The organism is Streptomyces sp. PH9007, from assembly GCF_059813725.1.
This window is the reverse complement of the sequence record NZ_CM187440.1, coordinates 612,664-632,431: the sequence shown is the minus strand read 5'-3', so window position 1 is coordinate 632,431 and position 19,768 is coordinate 612,664. Positions and strand designations below refer to the sequence as shown.

General features: G+C 73.9%; 16 protein-coding genes and 2 pseudogenes. 10 read left to right on the top strand and 8 right to left on the bottom strand.

Annotation, left to right across the window (positions count from 1 at the left end; genetic code table 11):
• Nucleotides 1-219 precede the first annotated feature (219 nt).
• The 3 genes and pseudogenes from ACTFAP_RS02700 to ACTFAP_RS02690 form a co-directional block, all read left to right on the top strand.
• Nucleotides 220-828: a sporulation delaying protein family toxin gene (locus ACTFAP_RS02700; RefSeq protein WP_400012591.1), complete on the top strand. Its 609-nt coding sequence runs from the start codon at nt 220-222 to the stop codon at nt 826-828.
• Between the two features lie 99 nt (nt 829-927).
• Nucleotides 928-1,533 (top strand): SdpA family antimicrobial peptide system protein, encoded by a 606-nt coding sequence (locus tag ACTFAP_RS02695; protein ID WP_500468120.1) that lies wholly within the window; start codon nt 928-930, stop codon nt 1,531-1,533.
• Nucleotides 1,527-2,297, top strand: a pseudogene (locus ACTFAP_RS02690) (sporulation-delaying protein SdpB family protein); the annotation flags it as partial. The gene ACTFAP_RS02695 and the pseudogene ACTFAP_RS02690, both read left to right, overlap by 7 nt.
• A gap of 80 nt (nt 2,298-2,377) precedes the next feature.
• Here ACTFAP_RS02690 and ACTFAP_RS02685 read toward each other — a convergent pair.
• On the bottom strand, nt 2,378-2,791 hold the full coding sequence (locus ACTFAP_RS02685; protein WP_400012589.1) for a GntR family transcriptional regulator: 414 nt from the start codon (nt 2,789-2,791) through the stop codon (nt 2,378-2,380).
• Nucleotides 2,792-2,793: 2 nt separating this feature from the next.
• Complete coding sequence (locus ACTFAP_RS02680) at nt 2,794-3,774, bottom strand: DUF1648 domain-containing protein (RefSeq protein WP_500468119.1); 981 nt, start codon at nt 3,772-3,774, stop codon at nt 2,794-2,796.
• A 187-nt stretch (nt 3,775-3,961) separates the two neighbouring features.
• Between ACTFAP_RS02680 and ACTFAP_RS02675 the strand changes: the two genes are divergently transcribed.
• Entirely contained in the window at nt 3,962-4,222 is a 261-nt protein-coding gene (locus ACTFAP_RS02675) for a response regulator transcription factor (RefSeq protein ID WP_390119882.1), read from the top strand.
• Between the two features lie 19 nt (nt 4,223-4,241).
• On the opposite strand, the gene ACTFAP_RS02670 is transcribed toward ACTFAP_RS02675, so the two are convergent.
• The 5 genes from ACTFAP_RS02670 to ACTFAP_RS02650 all read right to left on the bottom strand — a co-directional run bounded on the left by ACTFAP_RS02670 (nt 4,242) and on the right by ACTFAP_RS02650 (nt 10,197).
• The gene (locus tag ACTFAP_RS02670) at nt 4,242-5,756 is read right to left on the bottom strand and encodes a DHA2 family efflux MFS transporter permease subunit (RefSeq protein ID WP_495683323.1); all 1,515 of its coding nucleotides are present in this window, start codon (nt 5,754-5,756) and stop codon (nt 4,242-4,244) included.
• Between the two features lie 54 nt (nt 5,757-5,810).
• Nucleotides 5,811-6,440: an MBL fold metallo-hydrolase gene (locus ACTFAP_RS02665; RefSeq protein WP_495683322.1), complete on the bottom strand. Its 630-nt coding sequence runs from the start codon at nt 6,438-6,440 to the stop codon at nt 5,811-5,813.
• Complete coding sequence (locus ACTFAP_RS02660) at nt 6,440-7,525, bottom strand: S-(hydroxymethyl)mycothiol dehydrogenase (RefSeq protein ID WP_495683321.1); 1,086 nt, start codon at nt 7,523-7,525, stop codon at nt 6,440-6,442. The genes ACTFAP_RS02665 and ACTFAP_RS02660 overlap by 1 nt, the downstream gene beginning before the upstream one ends.
• A gap of 177 nt (nt 7,526-7,702) precedes the next feature.
• Complete coding sequence (locus ACTFAP_RS02655) at nt 7,703-8,725, bottom strand: asparaginase (protein ID WP_500468117.1); 1,023 nt, start codon at nt 8,723-8,725, stop codon at nt 7,703-7,705.
• On the bottom strand, nt 8,722-10,197 hold the full coding sequence (locus ACTFAP_RS02650; protein ID WP_500468116.1) for an amino acid permease: 1,476 nt from the start codon (nt 10,195-10,197) through the stop codon (nt 8,722-8,724). The genes ACTFAP_RS02655 and ACTFAP_RS02650 overlap by 4 nt, the downstream gene beginning before the upstream one ends.
• Nucleotides 10,198-10,572: 375 nt before the next feature.
• Between ACTFAP_RS02650 and ACTFAP_RS02645 the strand changes: the two genes are divergently transcribed.
• The 5 genes from ACTFAP_RS02645 to ACTFAP_RS02625 all read left to right on the top strand — a co-directional run bounded on the left by ACTFAP_RS02645 (nt 10,573) and on the right by ACTFAP_RS02625 (nt 16,903).
• On the top strand, nt 10,573-12,411 hold the full coding sequence (locus ACTFAP_RS02645) for a hypothetical protein (RefSeq protein ID WP_500468115.1): 1,839 nt from the start codon (nt 10,573-10,575) through the stop codon (nt 12,409-12,411).
• Nucleotides 12,412-12,508: 97 nt separating this feature from the next.
• Nucleotides 12,509-12,991 carry a VOC family protein gene (locus ACTFAP_RS02640; RefSeq protein WP_390119852.1) on the top strand — a complete coding sequence of 161 codons (483 nt, stop codon included), beginning with the start codon at nt 12,509-12,511 and terminating at the stop codon, nt 12,989-12,991.
• A gap of 63 nt (nt 12,992-13,054) precedes the next feature.
• Nucleotides 13,055-13,951, top strand: coding sequence for a LysR family transcriptional regulator (locus tag ACTFAP_RS02635; RefSeq protein WP_400012577.1), 897 nt, complete (start codon nt 13,055-13,057; stop codon nt 13,949-13,951).
• A 355-nt stretch (nt 13,952-14,306) separates the two neighbouring features.
• Nucleotides 14,307-15,455: an LLM class flavin-dependent oxidoreductase gene (locus tag ACTFAP_RS02630; RefSeq protein WP_495683317.1), complete on the top strand. Its 1,149-nt coding sequence runs from the start codon at nt 14,307-14,309 to the stop codon at nt 15,453-15,455.
• A gap of 74 nt (nt 15,456-15,529) precedes the next feature.
• A complete protein-coding gene (locus ACTFAP_RS02625) occupies nt 15,530-16,903 on the top strand; it encodes an FAD-binding oxidoreductase (RefSeq protein ID WP_500468114.1) in 1,374 nt (457 codons plus the stop codon).
• Nucleotides 16,904-16,918: 15 nt separating this feature from the next.
• Here the strand turns inward: ACTFAP_RS02625 and ACTFAP_RS02620 are convergent.
• Nucleotides 16,919-17,962, bottom strand: a pseudogene (locus ACTFAP_RS02620) (glycoside hydrolase family 43 protein); the annotation flags it as partial.
• Nucleotides 17,963-18,197: 235 nt separating this feature from the next.
• Between ACTFAP_RS02620 and ACTFAP_RS02615 the strand changes: the two are divergent.
• Entirely contained in the window at nt 18,198-19,658 is a 1,461-nt protein-coding gene (locus ACTFAP_RS02615) for a PepSY-associated TM helix domain-containing protein (protein WP_500468113.1), read from the top strand.
• Nucleotides 19,659-19,768: the final 110 nt, after the last annotated feature.

The window sequence follows — 19,768 nt, the reverse complement described above, 5'->3', positions numbered from 1 at the left end:
CGCTGCCCAGCTGGGCAATGCCCGTCCCGGCGATGCCCGATTGGGCAATGGTGGAGACCGGCTTCGCGCCGCACAATGGTCCGGCGATCGCACCGTGACCGGACAAAGCGGGCGGTCGTGCCGTACAACCGGTTGCCCGAAAGGGAAAAGGCCTTTCCCGTGAACACCGGACGCGCACCACGCGTCCGGCCCCACATCACACCGAGAAAGGTGTTCTCCGTGAGAAAGCGCTTCATAGCCGCTGCCGCAGCCGCCGCGATCGTCGCCGGTGGCATCGGCGTGGCCTCCGCCTCCGCGACCCCGTCCCCGGCCCCCCTGGTGGCCGTCGCGCAGGACGCCGCCACCGATGGTCAGGACCTGTTCACCGGCCTGTTCTTCGGGATCGGCCCGGTGGCGGACGATCTCGTGGCCGGCGGCCTGTTCGCCGGTGACGACACCGGTGAGTTCGCCCACAACGCGACCGCCGAGGGCCGCGCCGCGATCGCGGAGATCGTCGCCCTGGTCGAGGAGGCGTCCCCGGAGTTCTTCGCGGGCTTCGCCTCCGACGTCCGCAGCGGTGACCCGCGCCTGGTGGAAGCGGCCGTCGCCGAGGCCGCCGAGGAACTGACCGCGGTCGTCGAGGTCGAGCGGAGCGAGGACTTCGGCTCCGGCGCGCTGTGCATCGTGAACGTCGCCGCCGCCGCGAACGTCGCGGTGGCCCTGAACGTGGCCAGCGTCGCCAACGTCCTGACCCAGGTCAACTTCTGGATCGAGGCCCCGCCGGCCAACGGCGCCGGCCTCTCCCAGGAGGAGGCCGTCGCGCTGCTCACCGCGCAGCTCGCGGCCTGACCTCCGCGGCCCCGGCGGGGCACCCCCGGCAGCCACCCGGGGGTGCCCCGCACCCTTCCGATCCTCCCCCCCACCGGCTTCCCAGGATGAGAGTTGGCGATGCGACGCACCCCCGACGCGTGGAAGCGACGGCTGCCCCTCGGCGTCGACGGGCCGCTGACCACCCGCGTTCCCCGGCAGCGGCTGTGGGCGGTGGCCGCCGCGTGGGCGCTGGCCGTCCTGTACGTGGCGCAGGCCCACCTCCCCGGCAACGTCATCACCCTGCCGGGCCAGCACACCGTGACCCCCGCCGTCCGCTCGATCGCACCGCAGGGATGGGGCTTCTTCACCAAGTCGCCGCGCGAGATCGAGCTCCAGCCGTACGTCCTGCGCGACGGCGCGTGGGTCAACGCCTCCCTCGCCCCGCACGGCGAGCCACGCCACTGGCTCGGCTTCGACCGGCGCTCCCGCTCCCAGGGCATCGAGATGGCCCTGCTCATCAACGAGGCACCGGGCCTGACCTGGACCGACTGCGAGCGCGGCACCCTGGACGGGTGCCTGGCCTCGGCGGCCCCGCCCGGCCCCGCCGTCAACCGCACCCCCGCCCCCACCTTGTGCGGCACGGTCGCCGTCATCCAGCAGAAGCCCGTCCCGTTCGCCTGGCGGGACCTCCTCGCGGGGTCCCACACCCCGGACCGACTCACCGTCCTGGACGTCACATGCTGAGCCGCGTACCCGTTCCCTGGACCAATCTGTACGGTCTCGCCCGTACCCTCATCGCCGCCGGGATGGCCGGCACCCTGCTCTTCTCCGGCACCGACACCCTGTTCCGGCCGGTGGTCGGCACCGGCGACCACCCCGTGTGCCAAGGCGTCTCCGCGGCGGGGGCGTTCTGCCTGGTGCCGCGCGAGCAACTCGGCTGGATCCAGTGGGCCGCCGTGGCCGTCCTGCTGGTGGTGGCCTCCGGCTGGCGCCCCCGGTTCACCGGACTGCCGCACGCCTACGTCGCCTTCAGCGTGTACACCGGCATCGCGATCGGCGACGGCGGGGACCAGATCGCCGCCGTCCTGGCCCTGCTGCTGGTGCTCCCCACGCTGGGCGATCGCCGCCGCTGGCACTGGCAGCCGCCGCTGGAGGGGGACGCGGAACGCACCGGCTGGGTACTGGCCGGGGCCGGCGCCCTGGTGATGGTCCGCCTCCAGATGTCCTTCCTCTACTTCCAGGCGGCGGTCGCCAAGCTCCCGCACACCGAGTGGGCCGACGGATCCGCGATGTACTACTGGGGCCACAGCCTCAACTTCGGCGCCCCCGGCTGGCTCCAGCCGCTCGTGCACCCGCTGGTCTCCTCCCCGCTGGGAACGGCGCTGCTCACCTGGGTGCCGCTGGCGATCGAGATCACGCTCGCGGTGGCCCTGCTGCTCCCGCAGCGGGTGCGCTGGGGGCTGCTGGCCGCCGGCCTCGGCTTCCACGCCTCCATCGCCGTGCTGATGGGCCTGTGGAGCTTCGCCCTGGCGATGTGGGGCGGGGTGCTGCTGCTCTGCGCCCCGCTCGGTGCGCGGCTGTACCGTCGTCAGGCGGGCCCCGTGGAGCCGGTGGAGGAGCCGGTGGCGGAGGACGAAGGGGGCGCCGCCGGTGCCAGGCACTCCCGCACCAGCGCCAGCGTCTCCTCGTCCGACATCCCCGACTCGCGGGCCAGCGCCACCAGGTGATGCCCCGCCTCCAGCAGCCGGGCCCGGGACCGGGGGGCGGCGACGGTCACCACCGCGCCGCGTCCCGGCCGCAGGTCGATCAGCCCCTCGGCCTTCAGCTCCTGGTAGCCCTTGAGCACCGTGTGCATATTGATGCCCAGTGAGCGGGCCACGTCCCGGGCCGCCGGGAGCCGGTCGCCGGTGCGCAGTTCACCGGCGGTCAGGGCCCGCCGTACCGAGGCCGCGATCTGCGCGGACAGCGGCCGGGAGGACGCCGGATCGATGCGGATCAACATGGTCAGCCTTCGCGTCCGGCGCGTTGGGCGATCAGATCGCCGAGCAGCGCCGCGGCGGTGTGCGCGTCGTCCACCACCACGACGAACCACTTGTCGTTGGTCTGCCGCACCCACAGCCCCTCGCCGGAGCGCACCGCGAAGCCGCGGCGTCCGGCCGAGACCCGGTAGCCCCAGCCGCCCAGGTCCTTGAGCGGGCTGGTGTGCCGTACCTCCACGGACCGGATGCGCTCCAGCGGAACGCCCAGCCGGGGAACGCCGAGCAGCGCGGGGCGGATGAAGAGGCCGGCCGCGCCGGCGCTCACCCGTACCCGGGTCATCAGGGACAGCAGCACCGCGCTCGCCAGCAGGGCGATCCACGCCCCGGGGCTCGAACCGCTGACCGCGGTGACCACGGCGGAGACCAGCAACGCCGCCTGCAGGCCGGTCAGCAGCCACGAGTGCACGGTGCGCTGCCACACCACGCGCTCGCCGGGGCGCAGTCCCAGGGTGCTGGTACGCGGCGAGGTGTCGGAGCCGGGGCCGCCGGGGGCCGGCTCCCGGCTGGGGAGCAGCACTCCCAGCGCGGCGGCCAGCAGCGCGCCGCCGGCCGCGACGGCCAGGTGCCACATCGGGAACCGTACGTCGTCGGCCCGGTCGGCGGCGGCGTTGGCCAGCAGCAGTGCGGTGAACAGATAGCCGAGCGCGACGGTGGAGGACAGCGAGGTCGCGTACAGGGCGCGGGCGGAGAGGGTGGCGGTGCGGGCGAGCCAGGCGCTGACCCCCGCCCAGCCGGCCAGCACCGCTATGGCCACGCCGACCAGGACGGCGGGGTGGGCGAAGCCGTCCGGTTCGCCGCCGCTGAGGTGGGTGACGACCCGTTCCGGCAGCCGGGACCACACGGCGGCGGACACGGCGGCGATCACCACGGCCGCGAGGAACGGCGGTCCGCCGGCGAGCAGCGGGTAGCCGCGTCGGTTCTGGGCGGGAGGGGCCGCGGATGTCATCGCGCTCATGGTGCCTCCAGTGCGGAACACGGGCGAACAATTTGTTCGCATCATGCTAGAACAAGTCCGCCGGGCACGGAAGGGACGTGATGTGCGTCACGGGGAGAGGCGACCCGGAACAGGGGAGATGAACAGGTGTTTGGATACGGTGCACCGCACCGGCCCATGAATCCCAAGAGGAGAGCACGTGTACCCATCATCCGCGGGGGACCTTCAGGAGAGTGGCACCCGACAACCCGACTTCGCGTTACTGACGAAGCGTGAGGCCGAGGTCATGGCCCTGCTCGCCAGCGGTCAGCCCAACCGCGCCCTGGCCAGACAACTCGGCATCTCGGAACGCACCGTACGGGCCCACATCACCAGCCTCACCCGGAAACTCGGCATCCCGACCCGGATCGAGGCCGCGCTGCTCGCCTTCCAGTACCAGGACACCCTGACCGCCCACTGACCCGGGCGGCCGGGACGCTTCACGCCGGCGCAGACGGCCGCCGTCCCCGGTGGCGGCCGTCTCCCGGCTCCAGCGGCGGCGAGGTGATCGCGCAGTGCGTGGTGCACTCGGGACGGCGCACCGGAGCACCGCCGGGCAGCGCCTGAAGCGTGGCCGGCATCAGCAGCCAGGACACCACGCCGCCCACCGCCATCAGCCCCGCGCAGATCCACGCCGCCCTGCCGAACGCGGCGTTCACCTCGGTGGCCGACCGGTACTCATCGGTGGACAGACCGATCGCCAGCGGCAGCGCCGCCACCGCCAGCAACTGCGCCACCCGCGCCGCCGCGTTGTTCACCCCGCTGGCGATGCCCGCCCGCCGCACCTCCAGCGAGGCCAGCACGGTCGCGGTCAGCGGCGCCACGAACAGGCTCATCCCCAGGCCCTGCACCAGCACGGCCGGAAACACGTCGTGCCAGTAGCCGCTGCCCGGCTCCACCCGGTGCAGCAACAGCAGCCCCACCGCCGCCACCAGCGGCCCCACCGTCAGCGGCAGCCGCGGCCCGATCCGCTGCGCCAGCGCCCCGGCCGGCCCCGACAGCGCCGTCATCAGCAGCGTGATGGGCAAGGTGGCGATCCCCGCCGCGAACGCGTCGTAGCCGAGACCGTTCTGCAACTGCACCGGCAGCAGGAAGAACACCCCGCCGATCGCCCCGTACAGACACAGCGTCACCCCGTTGGTGGCGGTGAACAGCCGGGAGCGGAAGATCCCCAGCGGCAGCATCGGACGCGCCGCGCGCCGCTCCCGCACCACGAACGCCACCCCCACCAGCACCCCGCCGGCCGCCACCGCCAGCGCCGTGGCCGCCCCCGCCGACGGCGCGGCGATCAGCGCGTAGGCCACCGCCCCCAGCGCCACCGCCGCCAGGCCCGCGCCCAGCACGTCGAAGCGCCCCGCCGCCTCCCAGTCCCGGCTCTCCGGGACGCCCTTGGCCAGCACCAGCACCACCAGCGAGAGGGGCAGATTGATCAGGAAGATCCACCGCCACCCCGGACCGTCCACCAGCCAGCCGCCCAGGAACGGGCCGAAGGCGATCGCCACCCCGCCCAGACCCGACCACAGCCCCACCGCCTTCGCCCGCTCCTCTGGCCGGAACGAGGACTGGATCAGCGCCAGCGAACCCGGCGTCAGCAGTGCCCCGCCCACCCCCTGCAAGCCCCGCGCCAGCACCAGCGAGCCACCGTTGGGCGCGATCCCGCACAGCAGCGAGGCCACCGTGAACCACACCACCCCCCACACGAACACCCGGCGCCGCCCGTAGCGGTCCCCGAGCCCGCCGCCCAGCAGGATCAGCCCGGCCAGGGTGAGCATGTACGCGTTCAGCGTCCACTGGAGGGTGGCCAGCGGGGCGCCGAGCCCCTCACCGATCCGGGGCAGCGCCACCGCGACGATGGTGCCGTCCAGCATCGCCATCCCGGACCCGAGCACGGCGGCCGCCAGCACCCGGCGCCCGCCGGGGCTCGACGTGCTCAGGCCCTCCGCAGGTGCGTTCATGGCGGAAGGCTCGCACGGCGGGCACCGGTACGGGCGCAGGCGCGGGCGGTGCGCTCAGTGTCCCCGGGCGATCCACTCCGCCAGCTGGGGGGCCTCGGCGCCGACGGTGGTCCCGTCCCCGTGGCCGGTGCGCACCGCCGTGTCGGCCGGCAGGGGCAGCAGCCGGTCCCGGATCGAGTCGATGATGGTCGGGAAGTGCGAGAACGACCGTCCGGTGGCGCCGGGACCGCCCGCGAAGAGCGTGTCACCGGTGAAGACGGTGCCCAGCTCCGGCGCGTACAGACACACCGCGCCGGGCGCGTGCCCCGGCGTGTGCAGCACCGTCAGCTCCGTACCGGCCACCGCGATCCGCTCGCCGTCCGCCAGCTCGCCGTCCGGCAGCCGGTCGGGGTGGGTCTGCTTCCACAGCGGCAGATCTTCCGGATGCAGCAGGATCGGCGCTCCGGTGGCGGCGGCCAGGGCCGGTGCCGCGTCGATGTGGTCGTTGTGCGCGTGGGTGCACACGATGGCGCGCAGCGTCCGGTCACCGAGCGCCGCCCGGATCGCGTCCGCGTCATGGGCGGCGTCGATGACGATCGCCTCGTGGTCATCGCCCACGATCCACACGTTGTTGTCGACGTCCCAGGTGCCGCCGTCCAGCGAGAACGTGCCCGAGGTGACGAGGTGGTCGATCCGCGCCGCCATCACAGCACCACCACGGAACGCAGCACGTCGCCCGCGTGCATCCGGTCGAACGCCGCCTCGACCTGGTCCAGCGCGATGGTCTCGGTGACGAACGCGTCCAGCGGCAGCCGGCCCTGCAGATGCAGATCGACGAGCATCGGGAAGTCCCGCGAGGGCAGGCAGTCGCCGTACCAGGAGGACTTCAGCGCGCCGCCGCGCCCGAAGACGTCCAGCAGCGGCAGCTCCAGCTTCATCTCCGGGGTGGGCACCCCGACCAGCACCACGGTGCCGGCCAGGTCGCGGGCGTAGAACGCCTGCCGGTACGTCTCGGGGCGGCCCACCGCCTCGATCACCACATCGGCGCCGTGCCCGCCGGTCAGCTCCCGGATGGCCTCCACCGGGTCGCTCTCGCGGGAGTTGACGGTGTGGGTGGCGCCCAGCGTGCGGGCGGTCTCCAGCTTGCGGTCGTCGATGTCCACCGCGATGATCTTCGCCGCGCCCGCCAGCAGGGAACCGGCGACGGCCGCGTCCCCCACCCCGCCGCAGCCGATGACCGCCACGCTGTCGCCCCGGCCCACCTGGCCGGTGTTGATGGCCGCGCCGATGCCGGCCATCACCCCGCAGCCCAGCAGCCCGGCCACGGCGGGGGAGACGGCCGGATCCACCTTGGTGCACTGCCCGGCGGCCACCAGCGTCTTCTCGGCGAACGCCCCGATGCCCAGCGCCGGCGACAGCTCGGTGCCGTCGGTCAGGGTCATCTTCTGCTTGGCGTTGTGGGTGTTGAAGCAGTACCAGGGCCGGCCGCGCTCACACGCCCGGCACTGGCCGCACACCGCACGCCAGTTCAGGACGACGAAGTCGCCGGGCGCGACCTCGCTCACCCCCTCGCCGACCGACTCCACGACACCCGCCGCCTCGTGCCCCAGCAGGAAGGGGAACTCGTCGTTGATGCCGCCCTGCTTGTAGTGCAGGTCGGTGTGACACACGCCGCACGCCTGCACCCGCACCACAGCCTCACCGGGGCCGGGGTCGGGGATCACGATGGTCTCGACCCGCACCGGCTGGTCCTTGCCCGGTGCGATGACACCGCGTACTTCCTGCGCCATGAATGCAGACCTCTCGTCGGCGTGCTCATTGATGATGATGCGGGTGCAGCGTAGGCCAAACCGGACGGCCGCGGGTCGCCGCCCGCCGGCTGCGCGGGGCCGAGCCGCGCGCTCACGCGTGCGGCAGCGGTACGGCCCCTCGCCGGCACGTCGTGGAAGGCGACGGCCCGGTGAATGTCATGCCCAATGCGAGGACGCCACTCGGGACAGCTGTTCCTCACCGGTCGCCGCCCGCAGCCGTCCGACCACGCGCGTGCCCCCGTACACCGGTGCCTCGGCGAACGGTTCCAGCACCGCGGAATCGATTCCGCAGCGCAGCAGGGCGGCGGCCGTCGCCGGCATCCTGGCCCGGTCCGTACCGGCGGCGATCTTCACCGCCACCGCGTGGCCGTCGGGCAGCGCGGCGATCTGCACGCCTTCGAACCCGTCCTTGGCCAGCAGTCCGGGCACCGCCTCCATCAGCGCGGTGACATCGCGCCCGGCCCCGGCGACCATCCCCGGATGCGCGCGCATCGCGTCCGCCACCCGCCGCTCGGGCGTGCCGGGCGCCCCCGTGACCAGCGCGGCGGCGGCCCGGGCCAGACCGCGCAGCGAGGTGGCGAACAGCGGCGCGCCGCAGCCGTCCGCCGTCACCGCCGCCACCGGCGCCCCGGTGAGCCGCTCCACCTCCGCCGCCAGCGCGCGCTGGAGGGGATGCTCCGGATCCGGATAGTCAGCGGTGGACCAGCCGCGCCCCCGGGCGGTCAACAGCATGGCGGCGTGCTTGCCCGAGCAGTTCTGGGCGATCCGGGACGGCCCGTGGCCCTCCCGCAGCCACCGCTCCCGCGCGTCCGGCCCGTACGGCAGGTCGGGCACGTTGCGCAGCGCGTCCTCGCCGAACCCGCCCAGCTCCAGAATCCGGCGCGCCCCGGCCAGATGCCGCGGCTCACCGGAGTGGCTGGAGGCGGCGAGCGCCAGCAGTTCGCCCTCCAGCGGCAGCCCGGCCCGCACCATGCCCGCCGCCTGCACCGGCTTGAGCGCGGAGCGCGGATATATCGCCGCGTCGATGTCCCCGGCGGCGTGCACGACATCGCCGGCCGGATCGAGCACCACCACCGAGCCGTGGTGGACGCCCTCGGTGATCCCGGCCCGCTCCAGCAGCACCAGCGGCACATGCGCCGGGAGCCGGACCGGGGGAGTGGTGGTGTGCCCTGTCCTCATGCCTGACCTTCCTGTCCCGCGGTGTCCGGCACCGCGCCGATCCGTACGGTGGTGACCCGGCCCCGTACCCCGTACCAGCCGGCCACCAGCGCCGCGGCGATCAGCGGCAGGCACAGCACGGTGGTCCGCCCGGGCCCCTCGCCGTCGGCGGCCATCAGCACCAGCACCGAGGCCAGGAAGGCGAGGGTGATCAGCTGGGTGAACGGGGCGCCGGGCAGCCGGTAGCCGGGCCGGGTCAGCTCGCCGCGCCGCGTCCTCCGCCAGAACAGCAGATGACAGACCATGATCAGCCCCCAGGTGGCCAGGATGCCGATGGCGGCGAAGTTCAGCACGATCTCGAAGGCGTCCTCGGGCACGACCGCGTTCAGCCCCACCCCGAGCACGCACACGCCCGACGTCAGCAGGATGCCGCCGTAGGGCACCTGGTTGCGGTTCATCACCCCGGTGAAGCGGGGCGCCGAGCCGGACTTCGCCATCGAGCGCAGAATGCGGCCGGTGGAGTAGAGACCGGAGTTCAGGGAGGACAGGGCGGCGGTGAGCACCACGAGATTCATCACGCCGCCCGCCGCCGGGACGCCGATGTTGGCCAGCACCGTGACGAAGGGGCTCTCCCCGGCCGTGTACGCGTTCCAGGGCAGCAGCATGGCCAGCAGCAGCACCGAGCCGACGTAGAACAGCGCGATCCGCCACATGATGGAGTTGATCGCGCGCGGCATGACCTTGTGCGGGTCCTTGGTCTCCCCGGCGGTGATGCCGACCATCTCCACCGAGGCGTAGGCGAAGACCACGCCCTGGACGATCAGCAGCATCGGCAGCAGGCCGGCCGGGAGGACCCCGCCGTTGTCCGTGATGAGCCCGGGCCCGCCGGTGTGGCCGTCCACCGCGTGCCGGGTCGTCAGCAGGAAGACGCCGATCACCATGAAGACGGCCAGGGCCCCGACCTTGACGATCGCGAACCAGAACTCCAGCTCGCCGAAGATCCGCACCGAGATGAGATTGACGGACAGCACCACCAGCAGCGCGACCAGCGCCAGCGCCCACTGCGGGACATCGGTGAACATGCCCCAGTAGTGCGTGTACAGGGCGACCGCCGTGATGTCGACGACGCCGGTGGTGGCCCAGTTCAGGAAGTACATCCAGCCCGCGACGAAGGCGCCCTTCTCGCCCAGGAACTCCCGCGCGTAGGACACGAAGGCCCCGGAGGAGGGCCGGTACAGCACCAGTTCGCCCAGCGCCCGCACCACCATGAACGCGAACATGCCGCACACCGCGTAGACGAGGGCCAGCGAGGGCCCGGCATCGGCGAGCCGGCCCCCGGCGCCCAGGAACAGGCCGGTGCCGATCGCGCCACCGATGGCGATCATGTTCACGTGCCGGGGCGCCAGCGCCTTGCTGTACCCCTCGTCGCCCGCGTCGGCGACCCGACCGGCGGCCGTCTCCGTACGGACGCCCACCTCGGGGTTCTCGCTCACCGCCGGCGCTCGCCTTCGGGGGGTCCGGGGCGCACGGGGGAAGCCAGGGAAGCCCCGACCCGGCGCGGCACGGCGGCGCCCGCCGGGCTGTCTGACAGGTTCACGTGGAAGATCCTGTCAGACAGCCGGACAGCACTGTCAAGCGGCAGTGCCCGGTCATATGCCCATAAACCGGCAAAGAAGCCCTGTCGCCGTCGCCCCCCATCCTTGTCAGACCCTGCCGCCAAGATGACCAACGACACCTGGACGGTGTGGATCGGGCGCGATGCCGCGGGTGAGGTGACCTGTGTCGTGGTGGACGCTGTGTCGTGGTGGACGCGCTGGAGCTCACCCGCGCCGAGCTGATGACCCCGGAACAGGGCACATAATGCAGCGGTGAGGAATGACGGTCCGATACCGCTGTCGGCGGGGGACATACCCGAGGGAACGCGGGACTGGCGTGCGCGGGACGCGGAACGCTGGCTCGCCGTCCGGGCCGCGCGGTGGGCGTCGCCGGTGTGGGCGGTGGTGGCGCTGGTGGTCACCGCGGTGTGGGCCACCGCCTCCGTGTCGGAACCGGCCTGCACCGACGCGGCGCCCTGCGGGCCCGAGTGGTGGGGCTTCGGGCTCTTCGGGGCGGGACTGCTGGCGCTCTACGCCCTGTGCCTGCATCCCGCCCTCGCCCTCGTCACGCTGGGCCCCGTGCTCGCCCTGGTCCTGCTGGAGCCGGCGGCGCTCGGCGACGCGGGTGACCTGCCGCGCCTGGCGGTGGCCGCCGCCGGCCTGTTCGGGTACGCCGGGCTGCACCACCGCCGCGACGTACGGCGGCGGCAGGGCGCGGTGGCCGCCGAGGCGTCCGCCGGGATACGGCACCGCGCGCCGCTGGGCCCCGTACCGCTGGGCGGCGGCCGGATCGCCCTGGTCATGGGCGTCCTGCTGCTCACGCTCGCCGCGGGCGCGCTGTGGCAGGCACTGCGCGGCATCGACCGGGACGCGAGCCGGGCCGCCGCCGCCACCGCCGTGTCGGCCGAGGTCACCGACCGGGGCGCGGACACCATCACCGTCACCCTGCCCGGCGGCGACAGCCGCACCCTGGCCGTCGCCTATCCCGAGGACTACGCCGAGGGCGCCACCATCGGCGTGCTCATCGACGGCGACTGGGCGCGCACCGTCGCCGAACCGTACGACCCCTTCGGCTGGCAACTGCTGCTGCTCGGCGCCGCCCTGCCCGGCAGCGTCGCGCTGCTGCACCGCGCCGCCGCCCGCCGCCGTACCGCCGCCCTGATGAGCGGCCCGCAGCCGGTGCTCCGGGTACTCGCCGCCGAGGGCAAGGACGACAGCCGCACCTACGTCCACGCGGCCGACGACCACACCGGTTCCCAGCCGCTGTTCAGCTTCTACGGCTGGCCCGAGCCGGCCCCCGAGGACGCCGACCCGCAGGCCGTCGCCGAGGAAGTGATGGGCGCCCTGCGCGGCAGCGAGGCCGGTGTGCTGCGCGAGGCCGTGCTGTACGGGACGCCGCACGCGGGCGCCGGGGTGGCCGTGGTCATGGCGGGCGAGCACAGCGTCACCGTCGAACGCTCCATCACCGGCGCCCGCCCCGAGACAGCCCCGGCCACGGCCGGCCCGCGCTCCACCGCGCGCCGACCCGCCCCGCGCCGCCGGGTGCGCCGCACCCCCTCGGCGGCCGAGACCGCCGCCGGCATGACCCCCGGGGGCGAACCGCTCGCCTGGCGGGCCGGCGCCGTCTCCCGCGCGGTCGGACTGTTCCTGCTGCTGTTCAACGGTGGCTGCCTGTGGCTGGTGCTGCACGACGGCATCGGCTGGAACTGGCTGCTGCTGTTCGGCCTGCCCAGCTCGGTCAACATGACGGTGTGCGCCCTCAACTGGCGGATCACCGCCGACCGCGACGGCCTGTGGGTCACCGGCCCCTGGCGCGTGCACCGCATCCCCTGGGAGCAGTTGGCGTCGGTGCGCTCCGAGGGGGACGGCCTGCGCTTCCGGGTCGGCGGACGCCGCGAGATCTCCCTGCCCGTCACCGGCCTGCGTCCCCTGGAACACCGGCTGCACGGCACCTCCCGCGCCGAGACCGCCAGGAACGAGATCAGGGCCCTGGACACCCATCCCGCCCTGCGCCCGGACCGGGAGGCCTCCGCCGGGGAACAGGGCTTCCCCCTCGGCCCGGTGATCGCCGTCCTCATCGCCGCCTGGTCGGCGCTGGTCTATCTGCTCTGAACCACGACGGATTCCGCGCGTCGCGATGAGTTCCGGGGCCGGGGGTGGTCAAACCTGTGGAGGGTTCACCACCGCACCGGCAAGGAAGGCGTGAGTCATGGCGGAGCAGAAGATCACCGCGTGTCTGTGGTTCGAGCGCGACGCGGAGGAGGCCGTACAGCACTACCTCGCCGTCTTCGGCGGCGGCGCGCGCGTGGTGGCGGAGCAGCGGTACACCGAGGCCGGGCCCGGCGAGCCGGGGTCCATGCTCACCCAGACGTTCGAGCTCGCCGGGCAGCGGTTCATGGCGCTCAACGGCGGCCCGCACGACACGTTCAACGACGCGATCTCGCTGTCCGTGGACTGCGCCGACCAGGCCGAGGTCGACCGGCTGTGGGCCGCGCTGTCCGAGGGCGGGGAGGAGCGGGACTGCGGCTGGGTCAAGGACCGGTACGGGGTGTCCTGGCAGATCGTGCCCCGGGACCTGCCCGAACTGATCGCCGACCCCGACCCCGTCAAGGCCGACCGGGTGATGCGGGCGATGTTCACCATGAAGAAGCTCGACATCCAGGCGCTGCGCGACGCCCACGCCGGGGCCTGAGCGGGTATCCACATCGCGGGCGCCGTCTTCTGCGATCGGGCCGGGCCGCCTAAGCTCCGTGGGATGGCGGACTCCCTCGACCTCGTCCAACTGCGCAGCTTCGTCGCGATCGCGGACTGCGGCGGGTTCAGCCGGGCCGCCGCCGCACTGCACCTGGGGCAGTCGACCGTCAGCCAGCACGTGCGGCTGCTGGAGCGGCGGCTGGGCAGCGAACTGGTCCGCAAGGAGGGCCGGCGCACCCAGTTCACCGACGCCGGCGAGCGGCTGCTGGTGGAGGCGCGGCGCATCCTGTCCGTGCACGACGAGGCCCTGGAGCGGCTGTCCGGCGGCGCACAGCAGTCCCGGCTGGTCATCGGCTCCACCGAGACCGCCGCCGAACAGATCCTGCCCGGCCTGCTGGCCGCGCTGCGCGACGCCTACCCCCGGCACGGGGTCCGCTTCCACATCGACCGCTCCACCCGCATGACCGAGGACATCACCAAGGGCACCATCGACCTGGCCGTGATGCTCGGGCTGGACGCCGACACCCCCGGGCGGCGCATCGGTTCGCTGCCGCTGGCCTGGTACGCGGCGCCCGGCTGGCAGCCGCCGGCGCGCGGCGCGGGCTGGCCGCTGGTTGCCTACGTGGAGCCGTGCGGCATGCGGCAGCGCGCCCTGCACGAACTGGCCGAGGCGGGACACCGGGTGGAGGTCACCGCCGAATCCACCAGCCTCGAAGGGGTGATGGCCGCCGCCAGGGCCGGGCTCGGGGTCGCCGTGCTGCCCTGCGCCGGGCGGCAGCCCCAGGGCCTGGTGGAGCGCACGGACCTGCCGCCGCTGGGCCCCATCGGTGTGCACCTGGCCGCCCGGCGCGGCCTGGACCTCGACCTGGAGGCGGCAGCGCTCGCCGCCATCGAGGCGTTCTTCGACTCCCTCGCACCGCGCGACCCGGCGGTAGGCCTGACCCATCGTCACCGGTGATCGTTATCCATCGCACACTGTCATTGGACGCCGCGCGCGGGTCTGTTCTAGCGTTCTCGGCATGACAGGAAGCGAACGGCACCCCGGGCACCCGCTGCCGTGCGCCGTGCCGCTTCCGGTGCCCGCCGCGCCCTTCACCGCCGGCGCGCGATGTTGTCCCACGGCGTGCCGGGCCCGCTGATCCGACGCCGCTGACGGGGCCGGCCCCGTCGCCCACCGGCCGTCGCGCCCCGCCGCCGTACCCCGGCCCGGCGTGCCGTTCCGCCCCGCGCCCCTGCCACGCCGTGCCCGCGCCTTCCCGGCGCCTCCCCCCGCCTGCCCGCGTCCGTTCCGCGTCCTCCGAGGGAGCCCACCCATGCCCGTGCAGTTCATCAGCGCCAGCTACGTCAACGACTCCACCGAACTCCACCCGCGCCCCGGCCAGGGCATCGACCCCGCCTTCGTGACCCGCTACGCCCGCACCCTGGACGACTACGGCTTCGACTACACGCTGCTGCCCTACGGTTCGGGCGGCTTCGACCCGTTCACCGTCGGCGCCGCCATCTCCCAGCACACCGAGCGGCTGCGCCCGCTGATCGCGCTGCGCCCCAACACCCTCTACCCGACCGTCGCCGCCAAGGCGCTGGCCACCCTCGACCAGCTGAGCGGCGGGCGCGCCACCGTCCACATCATCTCCGGCGGCAGCGCGCACGAGCAGGCCCGCGAGGGCGACCGGCTCGGCAAGAGCGAACGGTACGCGCGCTCCGCCGAGTACATCGAGATCCTGCGCAAGGTGTGGGCGTCCGAGGAGCCGTTCGACCACGCAGGCGCCTACTACTCCTTCGAGGACTTCCGCGCCGACTTCCGTCCGGCCGCCGGCAGCATCCCGGTCTCGGTCGGCGGTTCCTCCGCCGACGCCTACCGGGTCGGCGGCGCGCTGGGCGACATCTTCGGGCTGTGGGGGGAGCCGCTGGCCGAGACCCGGCAGCAGATCGACGCCGTCCACGAGCAGGCCGCGCTCGCCGGCCGCGCCGACCGGCCCCGGATCTGGGTGACGTTCCGTCCGATCATCGCCCCCACGGAGGAACTGGCCTGGGAGAAGGCCCACCGGGTGCTCGGCGCGCTGCGCGGCCCGGCCACCGAGGCCAAGGCCCTGCGCTGGCCCGCCGGCCGCCCCGAGAACACCGGCTCCCGGCGGCTGCTCGACCTCGCCGACCGCGGCGAACTCCACGACCGCGCCCTGTGGACCCCGGTCGCCGCCGCCACCAATGGGCGCGGCGCCTCCACCGCCCTCGTCGGCACCCCCGAGACCGTGGCGGCCGCCATCCTCGACTACATCGACCTGGGCGCCGAACTCATCTCCATCCGCGGCTACGACAACCTCAACGACGCCGTCGACTACGGCCGTCACCTGCTGCCGCTGGTCCGCCAGGAACTGGCCCACCGCGAGGCCGGCCGCCCCCGCACCGACCACGGCCCCGCCGTGCCGCCGCCCGGCTCCCCGTACGCCACCGCCGCGGCCTGACCCCGCACCCCCGCCACCCGGACCACCACCCCGGACCAGCGCCCCGGTCCGGCCGTCCGCAGGAGAGGACCCGCGTGCCCCGACCCGCCGCCCCGCCCGGCGTCCCGCTCACCGTCCCGCTCGACGCGCTCGCCCGCGCCCTGACCCCCGGCGCGCTGTCGGTCGACGGCGCGGCGCGGCGGGCCGCCTCCACCGACCGCTCCGGCGCCGTACCCCGCGGCCTGCCGCGCGCGGTGGTACGGGCCGGGTCGGCCGACGACGTCGCCGCCACGCTGACCTGGGCCACCGTCCACCACGTCCCGGTGGTCCCGCGCGGCGCCGGCACCGGACTGGCCGGCGGGGCGACGGCGGGGGAGGGGAGCGTCGTCCTGGACCTGTCGGGACTCGACGCCATCCTCGAGCTGCGCCCCGGTGACGGCCTCGCCGTCGTCCAGCCCGGCGTGATCACCGCCGACCTCGACCGCGCCGCCCGCGCCCACGGCCTGTGCTACGCCCCCGACCCGGCCAGCGTCGAGATCTCCACCATCGGCGGCAACATCGCCACCAACGCGGGCGGCCTGCGCTGCGTGAAGTACGGGGTGACCCGCGACGCCGTGCTCGGCCTGGACATCGTGCTCGCGGACGGCACCCGCCTGCGCACCGGCCGCGAGACCGTCAAGGGCGTCAGCGGCTATGACCTGACCTCACTGATCACCGGGTCCGAGGGCACCCTGGCCGTCATCGTCGCCGCCACCGTACGGCTGCTGCCGGCCCCGGCCGCCACCGGGACCGCCGCCGCGTTCTTCAGCTCGGTCCGGGACGCGGCGGCGGCCTGCGCCGCCGTCCTCGACGCCGGACTGCGCCCCAGCACCCTCGAACTCCTCGACGGGGCCACGCTCGCCGCTGTCGACGCCGCGCACGGTACCGGCCACCGGGCCAGGGGCGAGGCGTTCGTCCTCGCCAGGACCGACGGCTTCGCGGCCGGCGCCGAGATCACCGAGGTCGAACGGGTGCTGGCCCGTACCGCCACGCACACCGAGGTCACCGGGGACCCCGCCGAGGCCGAACGGCTGGTCGCCGCCCGCCGCCTGGCGCTGCCCGCCGTCGAACGGCTGGGGCCGGTGCTCATCGAGGACATCGCCGTCCCGCGCTCCCGGCTGGCGGAGGCGGCGGGCGCCATCGCCGCGCTCTCCGCCAGGACGGGGGTGCCCGTCTTCACCCTCGCGCACGCCGGGGACGGCAATCTGCACCCGCTGGTGGTCGACGGGCCGGGAGCCGGGGACGTGGTGGCCGAGATCTTCCGGCTGGCCCTGGACCTGGGCGGCACCGTCTCCGGCGAGCACGGCGTCGGGCTGCTCAAGCGCCCCTGGCTGGCGGCCGAACACGGCGCCGCCGCGCTCGCCGTGCAGCGCCGGATCAAGGACGCCCTCGACCCGGCGGGCATCCTCAACCCCGGCAAGGCGGTCTGAGCGTCAGCGGGACGCGAGCCGGTCGTACTCGGCCCGGGTGAGCGGCAGTACGGTTCCGTGCCGCGGCGAGGCGGGCAACTGGTAGCCGGTGGACGGGACCCACTGCCCCGAGGCGAGATCGGTGGTCTCGAACGGCACATAGCCGCGGCCACCGAACTCGTCGATGAACAGGTACCACTTCTCCTCGGTGTTGGACTTGAACACCGTAGGCCCCTCGCCCCGGGCGATCGACCGGCTGCCGATGCAGTCGGCGATGAACTCCCACGAGGTGGAGCGCAGTTCGCGGGTGCGCTCGGCCACGATGAACTTGCCGCACGGGTGGGCGGCGCTGGTGTCCCGCTCGTCCTTCGTGAAGCGGTAGTAGTGGCCGTCGTGCGCGATGACGGTGGAGTCGATCACCGAGTGCCCCGGGTCGCTCCACACCCGCGGCTCGCCGAAGGTGACGAAGTCCTGGGTCGTGGCGTACATCATGCGGTGGTGGGTGTTCCCGGTGTGGTCCGGGTCGTCCTGCGCGTACAGCTTGGACGCCCAGAACACCACGAACTCACCGCGCTGCTCGTCCCAGTACGCCTCGGGCGCCCAGGTGTTGCCCGCCGTGTCCGGGGCCACCCGCACCGCGCGCTGCGCCGACCAGGTCACCAGGTCGGTGGACTCCCACACCATGATGTCCAGGCTGCCGTGCCGCTGCGCGCGGTCCCAGTCACCGTTGCCGTGGATCCGCAGGTCGGTGGCGATCAGATAGAAACGGTCGCCCTCCGGCGCCCGGATGATGAACGGATCGCGGACCCCGCGCTCGCCGAGCGACGACGTGAGAACGGGGCGCCCGCCGTTCAGCTCCCGCCAGTGCAGCGGGTCGTTGCCCTGACTGAGCGCCATCCGCACCTGTTCGCCGTCGGCGCTGTCCTCGCCCGTGAAGTAGACGAACAGATAGCCCGCGTACTCCAGCTGTGCGCGCTCCCGCTCGCCGTCCCGCGCCCGTTCCGTGCTTCCGGCCGGTCCCGTGAACACCCCTGCCAGCAACGCCATCACTCCGATCAGTACGCCCGCCATCCGCCGCATGCGCCCACCTCTCCGTTGAGATGTTTACGTAAACGTCAGCCGCTGAGCAGTATGACGCCCCCGCCCGCGCGGTCAATCCCGTCCGTACGCACGCGCGCTGAGGGCCACGTGCCGCGACGGGCCGACGGCAGGCCCCGTTCGCCCCTGATGTGCCACGCGTCACACGCGGGACCCGGAACTCCGCGCCACGGGCACCCGACTCGTTGATCGTCCGCCCCGTACCGAGGAGTCCTGGATGTCCGCCGAACCCGAGACCGTGGCCGCGCCCCCGCCACCCGCGGGCCCCCGCCGCGGCTGGCCGGCCCTGCGCCCGCTGCTGCTGCGACTGCACTTCTACGCCGGGGTGTTCGTCGCCCCCTTCCTCCTGGTGGCCGCGTTCTCCGGGCTGCTGTACGCCGGTTCGTTCCAGGCGGAGCGGATCGTCTACGCCGAGCAGTTGCGCGTTCCGGCCGGCGAGGCCGAACTCCCCCTCACCGAGCAGATAGCCGCCGCTCGCGCCGCCCACCCGGAGGGCGAACTGAACGCGGTGCGCCCCTCCCCGGAGTCCGGCGCCACCACCCGGGTGCTGCTGTCCGGGGTGGAGGGCATCGCCGCCGACCACACCCTGGCCGTTTTCGTCGACCCGTACACCGGCGAGGTGCGCGGCGCGCTCGAACAGTACGGCTCCACCGGGGCGTTGCCGCTGCGTACCTGGATCGACAAGTTCCACCGCGATCTCCACCTGGGGGAGACCGGCCGGCTGTACGGCGAACTCGCCGCCAGCTGGCTGGGGGTGATCGCGGTCGCCGGCCTCGCGCTGTGGTTCACCCGCCGCCGCTCCGCGCGCACGGTACGCGGCACCGCCGGCCGGCGCCGGGTGCTGGGGCTGCACGGCACGGTCGGCGCGTGGTGCGCGGTCGGCCTGATCTTCCTGTCCGCGACCGGGCTGACCTGGTCCACCTACGCCGGACAGAACATCACCGAACTGCGCACCTCGCTGGGGCAGGAGACGCCGGTGGTCGACGCCGGGGCGGCCGGCGGCGGTGACGAGCACGCGGAGCACGGGCAGAACGGCGAGCACGGCCAGCACGGGCAGGGACCGGGGGCTGGCGGACACCAGCACGACCACGGCACCGACGGGGCGACCCCCGGCGGCGTGAACCTGGACATCGTGCTCGCCGCCGCCCGGTCCCAGGGGCTGACGAACCCGGTGGAGATCCTGCCGCCGGCCGACGCCGCATCCGCCTATGTGGTCCGGCAGATCCAGCGCAGCTGGCCGGAGAAGCAGGACGCGGTCGCCGTCGACCCGTCCACCGGCGCCGTCACCGACGTGGTGCGGTTCGCCGACTTCCCGGTGCTGGCCAAGCTGTCGCGCTGGGGCATCGATCTGCACACCGGCGTGTTGTTCGGACTGCCCAACCAGATCCTGCTGGCCGCGCTCGCGCTCTCGGTCATCGTCCTGATCGTGTGGGGCTACCGGATGTGGTGGCTGCGCGGCCGGGGCACCGCGTTCGGCCGTCCGCTGCCGCGCGGCGCCTGGCGTCAGGTGCCGCCCGCGATCGGCGTTCCGCTGATCGCGGTGACCGTCCTGGTGGGCTGGTTCGTCCCGCTGCTGGGCATCTCGTTGCTGGCGTTCCTGGTCATTGACATCGCGCTCGGTGCCGCCCGGCGCCACCGCGCCGGGCGCCGCGCGACGGCGGGCGCGGACCCGGGCTGAGGTCCGGTGGGGCCGGGCCCGTACGGCGGTGGGGGCGAGGCCGGTGACGGGAGGAGTCCGCACGGGATCCGCGGCATCCCCGGCGCTCCCGGTCCACCGGTGCGCGCGCC

Bases quoted from the DNA above. Each gene is read 5' to 3' on its own strand.
- ACTFAP_RS02695 (WP_500468120.1), top strand. From the start codon at position 928: ATGCGACGCACCCCCGACGCGTGGAAGCGACGGCTGCCCCTCGGCGTC.
- ACTFAP_RS02685 (WP_400012589.1), bottom strand. From the start codon at position 2,791: ATGTTGATCCGCATCGATCCGGCGTCCTCCCGGCCGCTGTCCGCGCAG.
- ACTFAP_RS02680 (WP_500468119.1), bottom strand. From the start codon at position 3,774: ATGACATCCGCGGCCCCTCCCGCCCAGAACCGACGCGGCTACCCGCTG.
- ACTFAP_RS02670 (WP_495683323.1), bottom strand. From the start codon at position 5,756: ATGAACGCACCTGCGGAGGGCCTGAGCACGTCGAGCCCCGGCGGGCGC.
- ACTFAP_RS02665 (WP_495683322.1), bottom strand. From the start codon at position 6,440: ATGGCGGCGCGGATCGACCACCTCGTCACCTCGGGCACGTTCTCGCTG.
- ACTFAP_RS02660 (WP_495683321.1), bottom strand. From the start codon at position 7,525: ATGGCGCAGGAAGTACGCGGTGTCATCGCACCGGGCAAGGACCAGCCG.
- ACTFAP_RS02655 (WP_500468117.1), bottom strand. From the start codon at position 8,725: ATGAGGACAGGGCACACCACCACTCCCCCGGTCCGGCTCCCGGCGCAT.
- ACTFAP_RS02640 (WP_390119852.1), top strand. From the start codon at position 12,509: ATGGCGGAGCAGAAGATCACCGCGTGTCTGTGGTTCGAGCGCGACGCG.
- ACTFAP_RS02635 (WP_400012577.1), top strand. From the start codon at position 13,055: ATGGCGGACTCCCTCGACCTCGTCCAACTGCGCAGCTTCGTCGCGATC.
- ACTFAP_RS02630 (WP_495683317.1), top strand. From the start codon at position 14,307: ATGCCCGTGCAGTTCATCAGCGCCAGCTACGTCAACGACTCCACCGAA.
- ACTFAP_RS02615 (WP_500468113.1), top strand. From the start codon at position 18,198: ATGTCCGCCGAACCCGAGACCGTGGCCGCGCCCCCGCCACCCGCGGGC.